Origin of the sequence: Jeongeupia chitinilytica (assembly GCF_014652315.1) — a bacterium.
GTDB classification, from domain to species: domain Bacteria; phylum Pseudomonadota; class Gammaproteobacteria; order Burkholderiales; family Chitinibacteraceae; genus Jeongeupia; species Jeongeupia chitinilytica.
This window is the reverse complement of record NZ_BMYO01000002.1, coordinates 536,925-556,601: the sequence shown is the minus strand read 5'-3', so window position 1 is coordinate 556,601 and position 19,677 is coordinate 536,925. Positions and strand designations below refer to the sequence as shown.

19 protein-coding genes are annotated in these 19,677 nt (G+C 61.2%); 6 read left to right on the top strand and 13 right to left on the bottom strand.

Annotated elements, in window-relative coordinates; translation table 11 throughout:
- The 5 genes from IE097_RS05730 to IE097_RS05710 all read left to right on the top strand — a co-directional run.
- Positions 1 to 708: DUF2345 domain-containing protein (locus tag IE097_RS05730; protein ID WP_189459176.1), on the top strand; the 708-nt coding region annotated here is incomplete at its 5' end.
- Positions 705 to 2,711 (top strand): phospholipase D-like domain-containing protein, encoded by a 2,007-nt coding sequence (locus IE097_RS05725; RefSeq protein ID WP_189459175.1) that lies wholly within the window; start codon positions 705 to 707, stop codon positions 2,709 to 2,711. The genes IE097_RS05730 and IE097_RS05725, both read left to right, overlap by 4 nt.
- Entirely contained in the window at positions 2,704 to 4,029 is a 1,326-nt protein-coding gene (locus IE097_RS05720; RefSeq protein ID WP_189459174.1) for an SEL1-like repeat protein, read from the top strand. Before IE097_RS05725 ends, IE097_RS05720 begins: the two co-directional genes overlap by 8 nt.
- Before the next feature lie 63 nt (positions 4,030 to 4,092).
- Positions 4,093 to 4,551 (top strand): hypothetical protein, encoded by a 459-nt coding sequence (locus IE097_RS05715; protein ID WP_189459173.1) that lies wholly within the window; start codon positions 4,093 to 4,095, stop codon positions 4,549 to 4,551.
- A gap of 57 nt (positions 4,552 to 4,608) precedes the next feature.
- Positions 4,609 to 5,154, top strand: a complete 546-nt coding sequence (locus IE097_RS05710; RefSeq protein ID WP_229797445.1) for a GNAT family N-acetyltransferase — start codon at positions 4,609 to 4,611, stop codon at positions 5,152 to 5,154.
- A gap of 124 nt (positions 5,155 to 5,278) precedes the next feature.
- Here IE097_RS05710 and IE097_RS05705 read toward each other — a convergent pair whose 3' ends face one another.
- The 9 genes from IE097_RS05705 to IE097_RS05665 all read right to left on the bottom strand — a co-directional run bounded on the left by IE097_RS05705 (position 5,279) and on the right by IE097_RS05665 (position 13,441).
- A complete protein-coding gene (locus tag IE097_RS05705; protein ID WP_229797444.1) occupies positions 5,279 to 5,830 on the bottom strand; it encodes a glycoside hydrolase family 108 protein in 552 nt (183 codons plus the stop codon).
- A 131-nt stretch (positions 5,831 to 5,961) separates the two neighbouring features.
- Positions 5,962 to 6,204 carry a hypothetical protein gene (locus IE097_RS05700; protein ID WP_189459172.1) on the bottom strand — a complete coding sequence of 81 codons (243 nt, stop codon included), beginning with the start codon at positions 6,202 to 6,204 and terminating at the stop codon, positions 5,962 to 5,964.
- Between the two features lie 70 nt (positions 6,205 to 6,274).
- A complete protein-coding gene (locus IE097_RS05695) occupies positions 6,275 to 7,786 on the bottom strand; it encodes a pyocin knob domain-containing protein (RefSeq protein ID WP_189459171.1) in 1,512 nt (503 codons plus the stop codon).
- A 28-nt stretch (positions 7,787 to 7,814) separates the two neighbouring features.
- Positions 7,815 to 8,924, bottom strand: coding sequence for a phage tail protein (locus IE097_RS05690; RefSeq protein WP_189459170.1), 1,110 nt, complete (start codon positions 8,922 to 8,924; stop codon positions 7,815 to 7,817).
- 33 nt (positions 8,925 to 8,957) lie between these two features.
- Complete coding sequence (locus IE097_RS05685; RefSeq protein WP_229797443.1) at positions 8,958 to 11,006, bottom strand: TipJ family phage tail tip protein; 2,049 nt, start codon at positions 11,004 to 11,006, stop codon at positions 8,958 to 8,960.
- A gap of 133 nt (positions 11,007 to 11,139) precedes the next feature.
- Positions 11,140 to 11,412: a hypothetical protein gene (locus IE097_RS05680; RefSeq protein WP_189459168.1), complete on the bottom strand. Its 273-nt coding sequence runs from the start codon at positions 11,410 to 11,412 to the stop codon at positions 11,140 to 11,142.
- The gene (locus tag IE097_RS05675; RefSeq protein ID WP_189459167.1) at positions 11,409 to 12,050 is read right to left on the bottom strand and encodes a tail assembly protein; all 642 of its coding nucleotides are present in this window, start codon (positions 12,048 to 12,050) and stop codon (positions 11,409 to 11,411) included. Before IE097_RS05675 ends, IE097_RS05680 begins: the two co-directional genes overlap by 4 nt.
- A complete protein-coding gene (locus IE097_RS05670; protein WP_189459166.1) occupies positions 12,001 to 12,738 on the bottom strand; it encodes an NlpC/P60 family protein in 738 nt (245 codons plus the stop codon). Before IE097_RS05670 ends, IE097_RS05675 begins: the two co-directional genes overlap by 50 nt.
- 10 nt (positions 12,739 to 12,748) lie before the next feature.
- Positions 12,749 to 13,441, bottom strand: a complete 693-nt coding sequence (locus tag IE097_RS05665; RefSeq protein WP_189459165.1) for a phage minor tail protein L — start codon at positions 13,439 to 13,441, stop codon at positions 12,749 to 12,751.
- A gap of 499 nt (positions 13,442 to 13,940) precedes the next feature.
- On the opposite strand from IE097_RS05665, the gene IE097_RS05660 reads away from it, so the two are divergent.
- The gene (locus tag IE097_RS05660) at positions 13,941 to 15,599 is read left to right on the top strand and encodes an ATP-dependent nuclease (RefSeq protein ID WP_229797442.1); all 1,659 of its coding nucleotides are present in this window, start codon (positions 13,941 to 13,943) and stop codon (positions 15,597 to 15,599) included.
- 80 nt (positions 15,600 to 15,679) lie between these two features.
- Here the strand turns inward: IE097_RS05660 and IE097_RS05655 are convergent, their stop codons facing one another.
- Genes IE097_RS05655 through IE097_RS05640 form a run of 4 tightly spaced genes read right to left on the bottom strand, consistent with a single transcriptional unit; the run spans position 15,680 to position 19,653 of the window.
- Entirely contained in the window at positions 15,680 to 16,012 is a 333-nt protein-coding gene (locus IE097_RS05655; RefSeq protein WP_268247083.1) for a phage tail protein, read from the bottom strand.
- Positions 16,012 to 18,537, bottom strand: a complete 2,526-nt coding sequence (locus IE097_RS05650; protein ID WP_189459164.1) for a phage tail tape measure C-terminal domain-containing protein — start codon at positions 18,535 to 18,537, stop codon at positions 16,012 to 16,014. Before IE097_RS05650 ends, IE097_RS05655 begins: the two co-directional genes overlap by 1 nt.
- On the bottom strand, positions 18,519 to 19,331 hold the full coding sequence (locus IE097_RS05645; RefSeq protein ID WP_189459163.1) for a hypothetical protein: 813 nt from the start codon (positions 19,329 to 19,331) through the stop codon (positions 18,519 to 18,521). Before IE097_RS05645 ends, IE097_RS05650 begins: the two co-directional genes overlap by 19 nt.
- On the bottom strand, positions 19,324 to 19,653 hold the full coding sequence (locus tag IE097_RS05640; RefSeq protein ID WP_189459162.1) for a phage tail assembly protein T: 330 nt from the start codon (positions 19,651 to 19,653) through the stop codon (positions 19,324 to 19,326). Before IE097_RS05640 ends, IE097_RS05645 begins: the two co-directional genes overlap by 8 nt.
- Between the last annotated feature and the right edge of the window lie 24 nt (positions 19,654 to 19,677).

The window sequence follows — 19,677 nt, the reverse complement described above, 5'->3', positions numbered from 1 at the left end:
GGCGAACACATCAGCCTGTTCGTCGCCGGCGTAAAGGACCAGATCGCGCTGAAGCTGATCGCCGCCAAGGGCAAGGTGCAGGTGCAGGCGCAGAGCGACAACGTCGAGATCAACGCAGCGAAGGACATTACCGAAACTGCCAACCAGAAAGTGTTCTGCGCAGCCAAAGAAGAAATCCTGCTGACCGCAGGCGGTGCCTATATCCGGATCAAAGGTGGCAATATCGAGATCCATGCACCAGGCAAGATCGATGTCAAAGGCGCAAGCCATAGCCTAGATGGGCCAGCAAGCATGAATGCAGCGCATCCGGACTACCCGAAGTCCGCGTACAAGCAGCCCATAAATCTCTCGCTTGGCCAATCACCGATCAGTGGCGGCACACACTGGGCAGGGATGCCCTTTACCCTGCTTGCCGACGGCGCCGAAGTACAGAAAGGCGTAATGGACGAATCCGCGGCATTGTCGGTCATGCATGAAGTGATTACCCAGAAATACACGCTGGAGCTCGCCAACGGTGTGAAGTTCGACATTCCTGTGGTCAGTTCGCTGTCCGACCCCGAGAAAGGCGATCAAGCGAACCGCGGCTTCCATAAATTTGAAGGCGGTAGCGCACCGGAAGAAGGCCGGGTCGAGCCGGACGATCACGCTCGCTTGCGCTATGCGAAGTTATTCAATGCTGCAGGTGGCGAGGCGGAGGGGCAAGGATGAGCAAAGCCGTTAAAACACCGGTATCTCAAGACCGCCCCCTTGCGGCGACGTGTACCCTGCCGTGGTTTTTGCAAGCGGGCGAATACTACCCACACGAGGCGGGCATCCAGGTTCTGGTGAACGGTGAAACGGCGTTCAAGTCGGTTCACGAAGCCATTGCCCGCGCCAAACGCAATGTTTCCATCATCTGCTGGGGCTTCCAGCCGTCGATGTACTTCGTTCGCAATGGCAGCGACACCGTCAGTTACCCGGGACTGCCAGGGCCGGTACCGACGCAGATCGGTCGTTTGCTCGAACGCAAGGCAGCGCAAGGCGTCAAAGTCCGAGTACTGTGCTTTGCCTATGAAGCCGTCAATCCGCTGCAATACGTGCCAGCGACGGCCGCGTTTTCGGCACCGGCCAATATCACGGGCATGGAGGCAACCGTCGGGGAATCCAACACGCCAGGCCGTTGGGACATCCGTAAAGATGATCGCCCAGGTTTCGCCACCGACGCGCAGTACCAGTATGACGTCGACTGGTATCACCGCTACGACGACGATCAAAGCGCGTCCGACGAAACGAAGAAGGCCATTCGCGCCAATCTCCTCGGTCAGAAGTCATCGCAGAACCTACATTTCTACAGCCGTGGTTTCTCCGCAGGCGAGCGGAAAGACATCTACAAAATGCAGCACGATGACAAAGGGATCAAAAGGTCCACCAAGGCGGCCTTGGCGGGGGGGACCAGTCACCATCAAAAGACCGTTCTGGTCGACTATGACGATCCTGAGCAATCGTTGGCCTTCATCATGGGCCACAACATGCTCGACGAGTACTGGGATACCGATGACCACCACCACGCACGGCACACCGATCCTCGGCGGGGACGTAACGGTATCGTCGGGCCGCGCGAAGATTTTTCGACCCGCTTGACCGGCCCGGTCGTCGGCGATGTGTTTTTCAACTTCTCAGCTGCCTGGAAAAACGAAACAGGCGAAGTGCTATCCCCGGCCAAGTTCAAGGACTACAAACCGCGCTTCGTGCGTGGCGGCAACTGCATGAGCGACTGCGTTCCTGCCAAGGTACAGGCGCTACGGACACAGCCGCAGGCCAAGCCACCGGCACAGGACATCAAGAAGGCCTACTACCAGGCCGTCAACAACGTCACCTCGTACATCTACATCGAGAACCAGTATTTCCGTTGGCCGCCATTGGCCGAAACCATCAAGAAAGCCGCCAAACAGCAGAAGGACAACGGCCGGAAAACCCCGATCTACCTGTTCGTTGTCACCAACTCCACCGACGCCGGCGTCGGCAAAGGCACTGTCAATACCCACCGGATGATGGAGAGCCTTGGGCGGAGCGATACAGTGCCGGGCGTCACGCGCGCCAACGAGTACGACGACGCCAAGGCTCAGCTGGGACAGGCAAGACAGCGGGTGGTCATGGCCCAAGGGGCAATGAACAACTACACCCAGCTACGAATTCCCAATGCCAAATCCAAGGCTGCAGCCGATTTGGACAAGGCCAAGGCCGACTACGAGCAGGCCAAGGCCGCTGAGCAAAAGGCGAAAGAGCGGCTCGATGCCGTGCAGAAAGGCCAGGATGAACCGATTGCCCAAGTCGACCAGCCCGGCCTCAAAACCCACATCTGCACCCTCGTTGCACCGGACTCGCCGGCGGGCAACTGGCTGGAGACCTACATCCACGCCAAGCTGATGATCGTCAACGATGCCTTCACCACCATCGGCTCGGCCAACATCAATACCCGCAGCATGGAAGTCGACAGCGAGATGAACGTGCTGCTTGATCGCCCCGAGGTCGCTACGCCATTGCGCAAGAAGCTGTGGGGGATGCATTCCAATAGAAGAAGTGGCGGGGACAATTTCAAAGATGAGTTCAAAGTTTGGGCGGAATTGATCAAAGAAAACGCCGAAGCCGGCAAACCCAAATCAGGGCAGAGTCCGGTCGCCGCACTGCGCGGCTTCGTCCGCACCTCGATCGAACGGAGCAACAGTGATTAAACCGACCCTGCTCACGTTGGCATTGTGTTTGGGCTTGAATGCCTGCAAGGAAGCGCCGAAGGAGATAAAACCGATGTTCAACGCCTCCGAGGCCGAAGCCAAGCTGGCCTTTACCTGCGTTCACCAGAAACTGCCCGAGCTCGACCCGGATGCCGACAAGCTGTACCGCTATGCACGCTGGCTGACCAAGAATCAGGTCGAGAAGGAAGATCCAACTCGTTATCCAGAAATGGAGCGGTTGTACCGGATCGCCACCGCCCACGGCCATTACAAGGCCAACCTGGAGCTGCGCAAGCTGATCGGCGAAGGGCATGCCTTCAGCGATAATCCGGCCAAGGAAACCATCGACCTGACTCAGGTGCTGATCGATCGGGGTATCCCCGGTGGGTATTACGACATGGCGATCTACCTTGGTCGCGGCTATGGCGTGAAGCAAGACAGCGATCTGGCCAGGCAGTACTACCGCAAGGCAGCCGACTTGGGCGATCCGGATGCGCAGTATTTCGTCGGCGACAAGTTGACCGACCTAGATTCGGACGTCGCCTACACTGTCGGGCGGGAAATGACAAAGTGTGCCGGCGAGCAGGGACATGGAGAAGCCGCGGTAAGCTACGGCATCTATATGAAAAACCAAAAAAAATACTCTGAAGCGGTCAAGTTCTTTCATCTGGCCGCCAAGGCTGGCAATGAATCGGGAGCTGGACGCTTAGATTCCGGTTTTGCCGGCACGCCTCCCGACGATAAAATCTACTACTTGGCGTTGCCTAAGGATGAAGAGCGCAGCCGACGCTATAAAGCCATCTGGAGTGTTCTCAGCGACTATTCCTACGCCCATCCGTCGGTGCCGGAGCTCGACGACATCGTGCCCTTGCCGCCGGCCAAGCTGCCTCCTTGGGACGGCAAGCTCAAGTGGCTCGTAGATTTCGAAGCGAATATTCCACCCGAAAAACCCAGCGAAGCCCTGCTCGAAAAAATGGCCAAGGCCAAAGGCCTCGACCCGGTTACCGGTCGCCCCTTGGCTCAGCCGGCAAAGACCAGCCAAGCCGACCCCGAACCGGCCAAACCGACGGCCCCCACCGTCGCGCTCGGCACGCTCTGCCGCAGCGGTGACGCTTGTCCGCAAAGCGGCATGTGGCAAGTCATCTGGCCCGACGAGCCGAACGTCAACGCACTGACCGTCACCCGGCACTTTACCAAGGGTGAGCCGCTGCCGATGCAGACCGTGGAGCGCCAGCGCAGTGGTCTGGCCAGCGTGTTCAAGGGCAAGACGACGTCGCAGATCGAGCCTGTCAGTTGGCGACTAGTTGGATTGGGGTGAACGTATATCCGAATGGTTTGATTCGTGCCGATGAATGAACACTGTAGCAACGGTCGTGAGCCGATGAATCCACCGTCGGCGCTCCATCTCATCACTGCGCTTGAACGAGACGGCAAACCGTTCTGGCGCGTGCAACTGAAACGGCAATGCAAGACCCATCAGAAACGCTTCTATCACCACCTGCACGGCGGCGAGGCACAAGCCCTCGTCTCCGCGCAGCAGTGGCGGGATCAGATCCTGGCCGAGCACCCGCCGTACAGCAAACTCGACCATGCCCGGAAACACCGAATCAATAACAGCTCGGGCCGCACCGGCGTATATCTGCAGGCGATGAAGCGCGTGCGTAACGGCCGGCTGGTCACGCATCCGATCTGGCAGGCGCGGACACCGGAGGGCATCTCCCCGATGCGCACGCGCAACTTTTCAGTGCGCAAGTATGGTAACGAACTGGCGTTTCGCCTAGCGGTGGCCGCGCGGGAGGGTTTCGAGCAGGAGCTCGCCCTTCCCACAACCTTAAAATGAGTAAGAAGTTCATCTACCCCATCTACGGTAGTGAACTCTTTTTACGAGGATGACGTCATGCCTGCGGACTCGCCGCAGAAGTCACTGACGACTGAGCGTCTGACTCTGCGTCCGCAGAAGGATACCGATGCAGTCGTGTTCCGACTGCTATGGACGGAGCGCGACGAGCGTGCTCCGCCACATCGCCGGATCGACGCAGACGGCCGTCCGAACGTCGATGATATCGTCCGTTATATCCGAGAGGAACGCGAGCGCGAACGACCCGGCCTGCTCACTGTGGTGCTGCGCGAGACAGAGGAAGTGATCGGGTACTGCGGAGTGGTTTTCGACCCCAACGGTGATCCGGCCGATCCCGAACTGGTGTTCGAGCTGCTCCGCGCAATGCATAACCGCGGTCTTGCCACCGAGGCCGGCCGTGCCGTTATCACATGCATGCGGGAATCGGGTTTTCCACGGTTGCGGGCCAACGTATGGGACTGGAACGCAACTTCGCGCCATGTGCTCGGGAAGCTCGGATTCGTCGAGGTCGGCACGATAACCAAGGAGAGCGCGCACGGCAGCTCTCTACTGATGGTGCGGGACGAAGGCAAGGCACAGGCCTAGTCTCGGTCCAAGGAGCTCGGAGACGGCGACGGTCGAAGCCAGCACTTAAGCATTCACTGCTCCACCAGATTCCTCCAAGTATCACCCTACAAAAAGTCCTCGCATACAGGGGGTACTTTGCACATCACCCTCTAATTTGCGCGACGTCCTGCTGCGCGTACTGCAGGTTCTGAACCACCCGCCTCGACCAGCCCTTACCGTTATCCGGCCAGCCGGTGCAATCGGTGAAGTACTGCTCGCGCTGCGCAAGAAACAGGATCGCCACGTCGTAGGGTTTCATGGCCTTGGTCGCGTCGAGTGTCTGCGGGCCGATGATGCCGTCGTCGTCGGCACCGACGGCACGCTGCAGCAGTTTGATCGCGGTACCCGTGCCGTGATTCACGCCGGCGTCGAACAGCTGGTAGGCCAGCACCAGCGGGAAATACACGCAGCCGGACTGTGCCCAGTACGACTGCCAGTAGATGGCCGCGGCGGTGGTCAGCGGCAGGTCGTGCATGTCACCGCTGTAGCCGTGTTCGCGTGCGGTGGCTTCGGTGATGCCGTATCGGGTTGCCCCGCCGGCGGGGTCATCCCAGTAGTCGCCCTCGAGGCCGACAGTGCGCTGGAAGGCGACGGCGAAGTTGAGCATCTGCCCGGCAAGATTGGTGCGGTGGCTCAGTATCTGTTCGGTTTGCATGGGGACTCCTTCAGGGGTGCAGGTTGCGGGTACAGGCCGAGGCGATAGGCCCGGATGCACCGGCAGCGCGAACGCAGCCGTTGCTCATGGCGAAGCCGCGACGGGCGTCGTGACCATTCGGGTTTTGGACCTCACTCGTCATGGCGATGGCGCAGCCGGTCAGGACCAGCAGCAGTGCGCAGCTCAGCATTCGCATCCGGTTCTCCTTCTTCATTGGTCCGGCCGCAGGCCGAGACGGTGACGCCGTCTGCACGGACGATGGCGCAGGAACCGTCACCGATCGCCCAGGTACTGGACTTGCCGTCGGCGTAGCGCGCCGAAGCGCAGCCGTTCAGTGCGGCAATCAGGACGAGCGGAATCAGTCGTCGGGACATGGGACGTTTCCTTCGGGCGTTAAAAAGCCGGCGCTAGGCCGGCTCGGTGGCGAGGTCGTCGGTTTATCGGTCACAGCAGCGCCGCTACTTCGGGCGCGAGGCCCTGCATCACGAGAAAGGACTGCAGGTCCTGTCTGGCCTTGGCCAGTTCGGCATCTCGTTGCTGGGCGACCGTGTCGATGGTCCATTCGCTGTTCGTGGCATTCCACAGCGGGTAATCGGCCGGCGGTGTCTGGTCGGTCAGCCAGTCGGGCAAGTCACCCAAGCCGCTCCAGTCCGGGTCGTGCGACCAGTTGCCCGGGCTGTAGGCTTGGGCATTGGCGGTGCGCCACAGCGTGGTTGACCGCCAGTTGCGGACCAGTTTCCAAGTCCCCGCCTCGAGCACGGCCAGCTGCGAATAGCCGGCCTCCTCGTTGCTGGCCGGCGGCGGCTCGAGTGTGGCGCCATCGGGAATCAGTGGTACCAGCACGCCCTGTTCTTTCGTTTTGAACGGGTCGTGCTGGACCGGGTATTTGCCGAGGTACTCACCGGTGAGCAGGTGTGACTGGTGTACAAGCAACGGCGTCAGCTCGATGCCGGCGTGCTTCAGTTGCAGCGGTGTCCACAGGCCGATACCGACGCCGGTGTAGTAGTAATGCGGGTAGCTGACGTTGGTCGGGCGGGTTTCGGCGCCACCCGCGCCCCAGGTGTTCTCGAGGCCGCCGCCCTGGTAGTCGACACCCCAGCCGCCACTGCCACCGCTTTCGCGTTCACGTACCGGGATGCTGTGGGTGTGCGACTGGACATCGCACCATTGGACCGAACCAGGACCGCGATCGCCTTCCGGGTCGACGCCGCTGCCCTGCGAGCAGACGCGAATGAAGCGGCCGCGCAGATCCGGATAGCCACCACCGGTGCACGGCATCCAGCCCGGGATCACCGTACCCGGGTTGACGTTGAACGGCGCGATCATCCCGACCGGCACTTCCTTCGGTGGAATGGGGATCGGCTGCGGATACGACGAGGTGAAGTCGGCCGACCAGTACGACCAGCCCGAGGTCGGATAGAAACGGCGCCGGTAGATCCGGTCGTCGGCGTAGCTCTGGTACTGCTGGAACACCCACTCGGTGCCGGCGTCGCTTGAGCTGTAGACGTGCAGCAAACCGGCATGGAGCGCCGGGGCATTGATCATCGTCGCCATGCTGGCATCGCTACCGAAGAAGTAATAGCCACTCCCGCTGAGCGTGTTCCAGTCGGTCCCGTCGGGTACACCGCTGCGGTCCTGCAGCTCGGCAGCGCCAGCGCGAAACAGCGGTGCTTTCAGCACAGCGCCGCCTGCCCTTGGCACATAGCGGTCGTCGGCCTCCTCGGGTGCCAGCGGTGCGCCACCGTCGAGCGGTGCGAAGTCGAGCCATTCGGTGTTGATCGCATTGCGCCGGCGCAGCCGCCCGGTACCGGTATCGGCCCACCACATCGACGGCTGCGGGTTGGTCGGCTCGTTGTTGCCAGACTGGTTCGAGGCCTGCGCCACCAGTGCGTTGTTCAGATCCTGCCGGAAGGCGGCACCCGGCTGGTTGTCGAGTTGCAGGTCGTGTTGCGACATGAGGTCTCCTTGTTGCGGTGTTTTGGGGTCACGCCTCGGCGCCGTAGCCCTTGGCGATCCAGGCGATCGACCGGGCGACGCCCTGCCCGTTTGCGTCGACGATGCGCATAAAAAAGCCCGCGGCATCGCGGGCACTGGTCTGGTAGAACTCGCCGGGCTGCAGGTTCTGGACCGTCAGCGCCAGCGCAGGCTTCTTGTGGAAGCGCTGACTGAAATCGATCCGGCATCCTTCGGCCGGAATCGGCACGTCCTCGCCCGATTCGAGCCGGTCTGGCATGTCCAGCGTGACGCGGAACCGGGTCACCCGGACGTTGTGCAGCGGGTTGGCCGACTGCAGCACCATGCGGAATCGGAACGCCCGTCCGCGCCAGTCGCCGACGAAGAACGGCTGCCATGGCTGCCAGTTGGCCAGCAGCGGATCGTCGTCGCTCACGCTCACGTAAAACGCCGCATTGGCATCGCTGATCGTGCCGTCCCAGTCTGGCACGGCGTCGACGTCGGGACGCGCGTCGACCAGGTCGGTCACGTCCCAGCTCAGCGAGGCCAGTTCGGCGGTCAACCGACAACTCATCACCGCGCCGAGATCGATCACTTCACTGCCGATCCATTCCCCTTCGGTGGCAACGCCGGCAGTGCCGCTATCCCACGTGGCCATGCTGTCGATCGCCGGCCAGTCGTCGACCGTATCCGCCGAGTCGAGCTGCACCCCCTGATCGATCACCGCGGTGTTCGTGCATGCCCCAGTGAAATCCGGGTCGGCGTCGAAGCGTTCGACCGCGTTGTAGGCGGCGATCGCCGCCGAGGCGGTCGACACGGGCACGGCGTCCAGCGCCTCGATGCCGCTGGCGTCGACCGGTTTGGCCAGATAGGTGCCGACCAGCAAGGGCAGTTGCGCCTGCGTCGACGCGCCGGGCAGGTTGGCACCGATGTCGACCGATTCGTTCCAGTTCGCAGACTGCAACTTGGGACTGAAGCGGAAGCGGATCGAGCCGCCGACGCGCACATCCAGATCCTGCGACTGCGGCCAGCTGAACCAGCCGACGCCGTTCAGCGCCGACACGTCGAGCCCGGCCAGCGGCGCCGGCGGTGCCGTCAGCCCGTACAGCTCGACACCTTGCTCGGTCGGCGCGCCACGCACACCGATGACGTTGACCGCGACAATGCGGAAGTCTTACCAGCCCGGCACGGTGTCGAGCACCTCGAGCGAGGTCGATGCGGTCTCGGCCAGTTGCACCCAGTCGTTGCATTCACGCCGGTACGCCAACTGGTAACCGCGCACCAGGTCGTTGCGCAGCGGTGACCACGACACCAGCACTTTCGAGCGCACGCTGCCGGCAGTGGCTTCGTACAGCACCTCGGTAAAGCTCAGCTGCCCGACCGGTCCGGGCACGAGGCCGATGTTGTCGCTGTCGGGGAGCGTAAACGGTTCGTCCTCCTCGATCAGCGCGTACTTGTCGGGGTAATGGCGCAGGCCCTCGATCTGATAGCTGCCGTCGTCCTGCTCGGTCACCGTGGTCACCCGGTACAGCTCGGGCAGCAGATCGTCGGAGGCCAGAATCCAGCTGCTGCCGATCGCCGGTGGCCGGTCGAACGGGGTCGCCGGGATGACGGTTCGGGTTTCGGTTTCGAAGACGGGCGGCAGCTCGCGCTCCTGCAGGCTGCCATCGTCGAGAATGACGGCCAACCGCAAGGTGCCGGCCGGGACGGTCACCGGCGCATCGAGAACGATCTGCTCGGCAGTGCTGTCGCGACCGATCCGGCCGCCGCGGCGCTCGCCGGTACGGAAACAGTCGGAGATCCGGATCACGTCCCCGGGTTGCGGCAAACAGCCCTCGAGGCCAGTGGTGAAGCTGACCGAATCGGCCTCGTAGCGCTCGGTGTACAGCAGCCACTTGCCGACCCGCCTTGCCATGCCGCGCGAGCTGCAACCGATCGCAACGACGTTGGCTTCGCGCAAATAGCCGGCCTCGATGATGGCCTCGCTGTCCTCGACATACTCGACCGCCTGCTTGCACAGATTGGCCGGGTCGTTCCAGGTCACCAGCACCGCATTGTGGATGGTGTTGCGGTGCGCACCGGCGTAATTGAAACCGGCTTCGGCGACGTTGGCATTGGTGAACTGGTAGCTCGGATCTTTGGGCGCATCCTGGGCAAAGCCGACGCCGCCGGCCGACCAGTAGGCCATGCCGCGGAACACGCCGGCCAGATCCGAGAGCACCTGATACGCGTCCTGCCGGGACTGCAGGTAGAGGTTGCAGGTGAAGCGCGGCTCCATACCGCCGAAGCCGTCCGGCACGAGTTCGTCGCAGTACCGGGCAATCTCGTACAACGCCCACTGGTCGACCAGCGCTTCCGGGACGTAGTCACCCAATCCGTAGCGCGGGTGGGTGACGAGATCGTAGAACACCCAGGCCGGGTTGTCGGACCAGGCGATCTTGAAGGTGCCGTCCCATGGCCCGCTGTAACTTCTGGTCAGCGGATCGTAGTTGCCCGGCACGCGGATCAGCAGGCCGTACAGGTCGTAGGCGCGGGTCGGCACCGAGCTGAACTGACTGGCGTCGACGGCCAGCGCACAGAGCGCGGAGTTCGGATAACGCAGCTTGTCGTCGACGATATCGGTCAGCGCCTGCCAGTAGGTCTTGTCCTGCAGCGCCGCCTGGGTGCTGTCGGCGGTCAGCCGGGTGACCCTCACGTTCCACGGCCCTTCCCCGGGCAAGCGGAAGGACACGTCGCGGGCATACGGCGAGGTGGTCTTGCCCGAGATCGTCACCCGGCCGTCGGCGATCAGCCCCTGGGCGTAGTTGATCGTCCAACTTGGCGCCGTCGTGTAACGCCCGGCGGCCGTCGCCGACACAGAGAAATCGACCACGTCGGCCGAATTGGCCTGCACGTCGACGACCAGCGTGGTGTTCAGGCCAAGCTCCTGCTGTTGCACGACATACCAGTCGCCGCCATTCAGCCGCCACGAGATCACGAAGGTGGTTTTGACGGACACGTCGACCATGCCCGAGCCGTTCGATGCCTGGGTGTGGTTCGATGCCACGCGGCAGTCGACACCGAGCTGGTAGCGGCTTGCGCCGGTCGCGCCGGTGGCAGGCATGCCGTGCCACGATGAGGCACCCGGTACGGCCTGCCACGCACCGCCGACCGGCTGGACCTCGACCAGCAGATCGACCGAAGTACCGTTCAGATCGCCGGAACTCATGTCCTGCGAGGTCAACTGGTTGACCTCGCAGGGTCACCCGCGCCGAGCCGGCCTCGGTGTTGTCGATGCGACGCTCGATGGCTTGGCCCGCCTTGAGCTCGACCCCGACCGAACTCGCATGCTCGGTACCGCTGGTGATGCTCAGCACCTACTGCGACTGCGTACCCGGGCGGAACTCGAACGACACGCCACTGAAGTTGTACGACCCGTCCGGGTTCTGCACCGGCACCTCGTCGAAGTAGACCGACTGCATGCCGCTGACAAGGCCGCCGATCTCGCCTTCGCTGACCAGATCGATGATCCGCGCGTAGGCGCAACTGCGCAGCGTGTTTGGTGCCTCCTGCGCCGGCTGCGGATCGTCGCCACCGGCACCGATGAGCGCCGGAAACGAACGAACTCCAGAAGAAGAAACGTGGCTCATACCGGAATGTCCTGACTCTGGATACCGGCGCTGATTACCGCCGAACCGACGGTCAACCGGCCGTACAGCAACGGCACCGCGCCGCCTTGTGCCGTGGTATTGACCGGACCGGCGAACAGGCTCGACGCCTCGCTGTCGGCACCGGACTGGTCATAGTTCGGCGTCGGCGCGATCAGCTGCGCCACACCACCGAGCACCAGCGCCGTGCCCATGCTCGCGGAAAAGCCGACCAGTCCGGCCGCCGACACGACCTCCTTGTAGCCGCCCCAGGACAGCGAAGCCCCCTTGGTAAACCACGCCGCCGCGACCATGGCGATGCCGGAGAAGATCCGCCCGAGCCCGCTGTCCTTGGCGCCCTCGAGCACCGGGGCGATCGTGTAGGTAACTTGGGCACCATGCCGAAGCTGCAGCCCGTCCTCAAGGTCGGCCAGCGGCGTCTCGCCGACCAGCAGCTGGTAACGCACCGCCTGCCGGGCCGGGTCACTCAGAAATACCCGGAATCCCGGGCAATTGGCACCGAGCGCCCGCAGCGCCTCGGCCGGGCTGGCTACGGCGAAACGATGCTCCCGGCCGAACCGGTTGCCCAGTTCACCCAGCAACCGGATCGTGCGCAGGCCGTGCAAGGTTTCGCAGGACATGGGTGGTTCGCTCCCTGAAGAATTTGCCGTACACGTCGACCGACGACAGCCGGCCGACGAGGTGATGGATCACACGATCCCCGGAGAGGTACACCGCGCCGTGATTCGGTACCGACGCGCCGAGCTGCATCAGCAGCACATCGCCATGCTGCGGTGGCCCGGCCACCACTGCGAAACCGGCCTCGGTGAAGTGCTTGCGATAGAGATCGCCGCCCCGCTGCCACCAGTGATCGTCGCGGACGAAATCGGGCAGGCCGATGCCCAGCTCAACCCGGTACCAGTCGCGCACCAGCGAGTAGCAGTCGGTCACGCCGTGGACAAAACGCCGGCCCAGCAGCGGCAACGGCGCCGACACCGCCGGCAAGGTCACCAAGTCAGCCTCTCCATCTACCCCTGAAGGCAAACCGACAATCACCCATTCCAGCCCGCCGGCCGCATGTGCAGCCTGATCCAGCACCGACGGCGCCCCGCTGGCGCCAGGATGCGAATGCACCACTGCGACCACTTCGCCCAGCGCCGCGACCGCGGCGAACTCGGCCGGTGCGATCACGAAGCGGTCGCCCGGCACCGGCGACACATTGGTGCAACGCCGGTAGTGCCGCTGGCCATCGCGGACGTAAAAAAGGCCGACACTCTCGGTCGGCCAGGTTTCGCGGGCATGCAGCACCGCGGCATCGATCTCGTTCATCCCATCCCCATCAGTACATCTGTGTGCTGCTCGCCCCGGGAAAACCCCCGAACGGCAGCTCACCGTTCTCGCCGAAACGCAGCTTGCAGCTCGATAGCCGTTTACCACAGCAGTCTTCAGCCGGATCGTTTGTGATCTGGTCGACGTCATCGGCGACCGGACCGCCGGTGTAGCTGCACTCCTCGCCCCGGTAGCGCCACGGGCACAGGTTGGCGATGATCTGCCTGCGCGGCAGCTGCAGCCCGTCCAGATCCAGCGCGCTGGCCAGCTCGAACTCGACCTGCAGCTTGTTCTCGCTGGTCTTCTGCGCCACGTAGTACACCTCGTCCGGCAAATGGGCGTTCGGATCGGCGCCCGGATTGCCGTCGGCAAAATTGGCCGCATCGAGATAGCAGGTCTTGGTGCGCTGGCGTGTCAACCGTGCGTTCAGCAGGTTGTTGAAGGACCGCGCCAGCTCGGTCATCAACCCGGTAACGTTCGACACCACCAGCTTCGGCCGCGGCGGATTACCGCTGCCGTCGACCACAAACCCGGTCGCCTGGATCGGGAACGGCGCGTACGCGTTGCCCTGCCAGACCACCGGCTGATCGACGCCGTTGGTGCCGGCATGAAACCGAAGTGGCGCCTCTCCCTTCAGCTCGATCACGAACAACTCGATCCAGCTACCGGCGTCGAATCCCTGCAGTTCGCCTGTAATGCTCATGGCCATCTCCAAAAAAGAAGTCGCCCCGAGTGGATAGCAGATTATTGCCAGTACGGCGCGTACCATCACAATGGCCGAGTGCATACGCACCAATGCGGCAACAGCCACCAGCCTGATGTCAGCAAACGCTATCCAGCTGCAAGCACCGTCGTTATCATTGAGGTGAAGGTACGTACTGCCGGCTCAAAAGCATGATTAAACACAATAGACCATGCAACAAACACAACGTCCATATGATTTTGCATGTACTGACGCTTGCGTCAGCCCAATTACCGTTATGTATCTAAAGGATTAACATGCCTTCCCCATTCGTACTGAACACCACAATTCAAAGCCATAATGGACGCTTCGATCGGGAAATTACAATCCGAAATGGATTAACAGTACTAATTGGACCTAATGGCAGTGATAAAACACACCTACTTAGAGCAATTAAAAACTCGCTTTCTCAGTATGTCCAAGGAAAAAAACAAGATTCATTTCTGCTGGAAGAATGGGGATGCTTGAACAGAGCCGCTCGGATTTTGACGGCCATAGACGCGGCAACATATTATATGAACAAGCCAATTTTGGCAGCAAAGGTGACTTGGATAGACGCCATTATATTGAAACTTTAAATGGGGACTTCCAAACTCTATCAGAGCGAGCCGATATTCTGGTAAAAGTACAAGAGCGCCTTAGAAAACTATTCAAAAGAGATCTAATCATTGAATGGGATGCAGGCACTCTAAGGGTCGTTTTTGCAAGATTAGATAAAGAAGGGTCACCATATTCGTCAGGTAGAGAAGCGTCTGGCCTACTTCATTTGGTTGGATTATTAGCAGCACTCTACGATGATGAAGTAGGCGCTTTGATTCTAGACGAGCCTGAAGTTTCACTACACCCTCAATTACAAGCATTCTTGCTAAATGAGATTATTTCAGCTGCTGGCCATTACTCTGAAAACGGCTTTAAAAAGATAATAGTTATGGCCACTCACTCAACAGAAATGTTGAGGATTATAAAATGCGAAGATTTATTATCTTTAGTTTTTTGTCATGATCTTGACACTGCGCCCGTACAAATCCCCCCAGAATCAGGTGCACTTCAAAACAAGAAAGTGCAAGCTTTAGTCGCGCGACTAGGGCAAGAACATAAGCTGTCTTTGTTTTGTAAAAAGCCACTATTGGTTGAAGGGCCTTCAGATGCACTCCTCACTAGTTTTTTGTCTCAAAAACTAGAGCTACACCTGGAAGCATCCGGCTCTCAAATATTGCCAGTAATTGGTAAAGGCCAAATGCCGGTAGTGTCAAAATTTATGAAATTACTGGGAAAAACACCTGTGGTTTTAGCGGATGCCGATGCTTTTGCAGATAGCCTAGAATTAACAAACCATTATCTTGATGGGTGCATAGCCGCAGATCAAAAAGCAGCCACATCCGGCGCTGCCTCGGCAACCTCTCTAGCCAATTCCGTCTATAACGACTTCTGCCAATTAGTAAACAACGAATGGCAAGCCATCGCCCCTTTGGCGACAACTCACCCATATTGGTTAAATAAAGAGGGAAGTGAGGACGTTAAAGCAAAACGAAGGGCGGCTTTATGCACTTTATTTAGCCACAACGAAAGTACGCTATCTGATTCAACCTCAAATAAAGCTTGGTTCGTAATGAAGAATCGACTGGAGGCTGTATTAGACTTGTTAGAGTTGGCTGGCTGCTTTATTCTAAGAAGAGGTGCAATTGAGTCATATTATCAATCTTCGGACATCTTCACTTCAGAGGGCAAGCCAAGTGCCGCCGTGGATGAAATTGAGCACCTGGATGGTTTAGCGCCCTCACAGCTAGAAACAATACTACCTGAAATGACAAGATGTATAAAATTTGCCTCTCAAGGTGAAAAAATCAATGAAGCGGAGTCATTGAGAGACGTACTTCTATCTATCGCAGCCCCAGCAATGGCCAAACTAAATACTGGCGCCAATACTCAAGAAATGAAAGTGCTTTGTAAAACCATTCTCAGAGAGAAATCAGAGCTTTTTGAATTGACTGTAGAGAATGAGCAGCTGACAATTAAATTAAAGAGCAACATTTTAAATGTTAGCGGATTTCCAGTTACTCTAGAAAAAGGGGAAGACGTAATAAACAAAGTCGAACGCCACTTGCGATCAAATTCATAACAAGGCACCGCACACGGACGTCATGACATTCGCAGTAAAGTCGCGAATGTCACACCGCCGGTGAGTTAAACGTTAAAGAATCATGGTTCGAACACCTGCTCGAACACCGCCATGAGTCTGGCGATATTCCGGTCGACCTCGACGACCGACCATTTGGCGCATTTGACGCGCACTGGTTTGTCGTCGAGGTCGAGCCAGCTGAACGAGGTGATACCCGCCTTGTCGGTGAGGAAGTCGTCAATCTGCTGGATGTCCGGTTTGCTGCGCTGGAAGCCCAGCGTCCAGCTTTGCAGGATGGGGTTGAGGCCGTCGTTGCGGCGTTGTTCGTAGCCGTCACCGAACTGCACGCTGCGCGTGCGCGGGGTCTTGTCGAGCTGGGCGCCGTATTGCGGCGACCAGGTGAAGTCGGTTATCAGGTTCTCCCCCTCGAGGCCATCTGTCGGTTGATGCCGCCGTTGCGCCAGCTGTCGCGATTCTGCTGCTGCATCTGGTCCTGCACCACCTTGTTGATCATCGGCACCAGTTTGTCAGCCAGGGTGCGGCCGAGGTCGGTGTCGCTGCTTGTGTCGGTAGGTCCGTTGCTGCTCACGTTGATCGTGACGTTGTTCTGCACGGCAAAGCCCGAGGCCGCCGAGACGGCCGGTGTGTTTGGCAGTGATCCTACAGCGCCACCGCTGGCTAAGCGCCCCGCATTGAGCGCGTCGAAGAAGCCGCGGCCGTAGCGCGACACCGCAGACGCCTTGATCACGTACTCGCCGTTCGACAGCCACGACAGGATGCTGTCGCTGGTCGCTGTGCCAGCACCACTGACCGCCCCGCCGTTGGCGTGGGCCTGCACCGGGATGCCGGTCATGCGGGTGCCCAAGCCACTACTGATTCCCATCCACTGGAAGAGTTTGGTCATGGCCATCCGTTCGGCGACGCGGGCAATGTCGGCGAGGATGCTGTTGGCCAGCTGTTTGAAGCTGAACTCGCCGGTGGTGACGAACTTGTTGATCATCGCGTCCATGCTGCTGAAGGCGCTGTTGAACGCCTGCTCCATCAAGCCTGAGGCATTCTCGCCGGCCGCCACGTAGTCGGCCAGTGCCTGCTTCGCCCCATTGCTTGCGTCGGCTTCCTGTGCTCGCTGGGTGTTCTGGTAGGCCAGGTACTTCTGCTGCTGTGCGGCGACCATGGCGTCGATCTCGGCGAGGCCGGCCTGCATCTTCTGCGGATCGATCAGGTTCAGCTTCACGTCTTCGGTGAGCCGGCGCTTGAGATTCACCGCTTGCTGGCCAATGTGTTGCAGGCCCTGTTCGATCTCCTTGGCGCGAGCCGAGAGGTTTTCAGTATGCAGATTCGACTGCCAGTCGAGCTGTTGCTGGCCGAAGGCGCTGCCGAGGTTGGCTTTGACCTCGGTGATGCGCTGGCCGAACAGCACCGTCTGCCGGCCGAGCTCGGTCTGGGTGTCGGTCAGCTTCTGCAGCGCACGCTGGTAGTCGGCGGCGCCGATCTTTCCCTGACTGAAGGCGTGCTGCAGCAGCTTGAGGTTGTCGCCGTACTGCGGGTCGACGCCGTGCAGCGTCTTGCCGAGCAGGTCGTCCATCAGTGCCTGGTAGCGCTCGACCTTCTTCTTTGCGGCAGCGGCACGGCGTTCAGCGGTGTGGGCCTGCCGGGTGGCGCCCTTGTCCGTAAACATCGCGCGTTCGCGCGCGGCGAGCCGGTCGAACTGGCCCTGGTCGATCACGCCGTCCGCGAGTGCGCGTTTCAGCGTGGCCAGTTTGGCGGTGAGCTTCTCGCCCTTGGTTTCGGTCTCCTTCGCCATCTGGTCGATCTGCGCGGCCAGCCGCGATTTGCCATCGCCCAAGTGCTTGCGGCTGTCGGTCTCGGCCAGTGCGTTGGCGGTCACTAGTTGGCGTTGCTTCAGCTGCCGCACCGCCTGGTCGGCAGCGAGCAGCCGTTCGCGGGCAGTTTCGAGCCCGGCTAGCATGGCCTTGCGATCGGACTCCTTCTGGAAGCCGTATTCGCCCGGTCGCAATGCCCGCTTGGCGAATGCGTCATAGGCGGCATTGCGCTGGTCGTAGTCGCGCCGTGCAGCGCCGGCTTCCTGCTGCAGGCCGGCCATGTCCGACTTGGCCATCGCAGTCTGGATGCGCTTGGCCGACAGTTCGGCCTCCGAGGCCGCGTTGCCCATCGCCGCGCTGAGTTCGTCCCAGTAGGCAATCAGACCGACGATGGCGAGCGAGGCGACGCCGATCGGGCCACCAAGGAAGCTCAGCGCGGCGCCGGCGGCACGCGAGGCCAGTCCCATGGCGCCGGCTGCTGCGGCGGCGTTACGCTGGGCGGCGGCGTAGCCGAGGGTCGCGGCCTCTGCCGTGACTTCGGCACGGTTTTGCAGCTGGATTGCCGTGCCGAGGGTTTGCGTCGCGATAGCACGTGCATCGACTGCAGCGGTGACAGCCGTTTCCGCTGCTGCTACACGCTCGGCAGCTGCGGCCATCGCTTCGTCGGCAGTCGCGACGCCGTGCGAGAAGCGGATCAGTTCGTATTGCGCAGCCACGCGCGCCTGTTCGGCCTGCGCGAGCTGCAGTTCTTCGACGGCGAGGGTTTTGGCAGCGGTCGCGGTCTGGTATTTGCTCTCGGCAGACGATCGTTCTACAGCCGCGGCGCGGGCCATCTGGTTGGCTTCAAACGTCGCAGCCGAGGCGGTTTGCAGAATGGCGTCGCGTTCGGCCTGCAGTGCACTCTGGCTCGCGGCCAACTGCTGTACCCGGCGTGATGCAGCACCGGCGAGGCGGCCGGTCACCAGCCCGGCCAAGGCCGTACCGATCGCACCGAGACTTGTGGCAACGCCCTCGGTGTGGTTCTGGATCGCCTCCAGCCCCTGTGTCGCGGCGGCGATACCGCTACGGAATTGCGGCATCAGTCCCTGGCCGAGCGTCACCTGCAAATCGGACACCAGCCGCTGCATCGAGCCGAGTGTTTGCCCGGCTCCTGCATCGCGGCCGAGTAGGCGCCGGCGATGCTCTCGCCGGCCTGCATCACGGCGTTCACCCGCGCCTGGGTCTTTTCCTGCGCGGTCAGGCTCTCGGCGGTGACGCCGATCGACTTGGCCAGGTCCTTGTAGCTGTTCTCGAAGCTGACGTTGATGCCGATGGTGCGCAGCATGTCGACCTGTGCGGTCTGGATGCCATAGAGCAGATGGTTGAACGCCTGCGACGAACCCATATTGCCGATCACCGCTGCATCCTGGGCGATGCGGGCGAGTTTCGGCGCCAGCGACAGGTCGAGCCCGCCCTGCACCATCCGCGCCACGCCTTGCCGCGATTCGAGCTTGCTGATGCCGGACTGTTGCAGCGCGGTTTCGACATGGCCGAGCTGGTCGGCGGTATAGCCGGCATTCCGACCGATCGTCTGCAGCACCGTGCCCAGCACGTTGTAGCGCGACGCAGCCATCACCGACGCCCGCGCGAACGCCTCGAGCTTGCCGGCGGCGAACAGCCCTGCTGCAAGCTGGATGTAGCGCGACGTCGTCTGCGACAGTGCGTCGACCTGCGACGACACCTTGTCGATCGACGACGCCATGCGTGCGCTGTCGGCGTTGACGCGGGCCATCGCCACGTCGATGCCCGAGAGCGATTTCTCGATCGCCCGCGACTGCTTGCGGGCGATCTGCTCGGCGCGGTTCAGACCCTGCTCGAAGCGGACGATGTTCGCCTCGAGGTCGATGGCGAGGCGGCCCTGATCAGCCATGGTGTTTCTCCAGATCGGCGCGAACGGCCTCGGCGCGCTGGCCGGCACCGGACAGCAGCGCCATCAGGCCGGTTTCAACATGGGAACGGGATGCGGGTGACGGTGAAGGTTCGGTGTCATCCCGCTGCAGGAAGGGCATGAAGTCCAGCGGCGACAGCGCTTTTTTGCCCTTGGGCAGGTGCAGGTTGGTGTTGCTGGCCGCGATGATGCCGGCCCGAAAGTCGGCGCGGATCTCGCCGAACGGCTCCAGCTCGTCGAAGGCCATCCAGCGCCACAACTGACTGGCCGGCAAGGACGCCAGCAGCGCATCAACGTCGGCCACACCGAGCTGCAGGGCCAGCCGGTG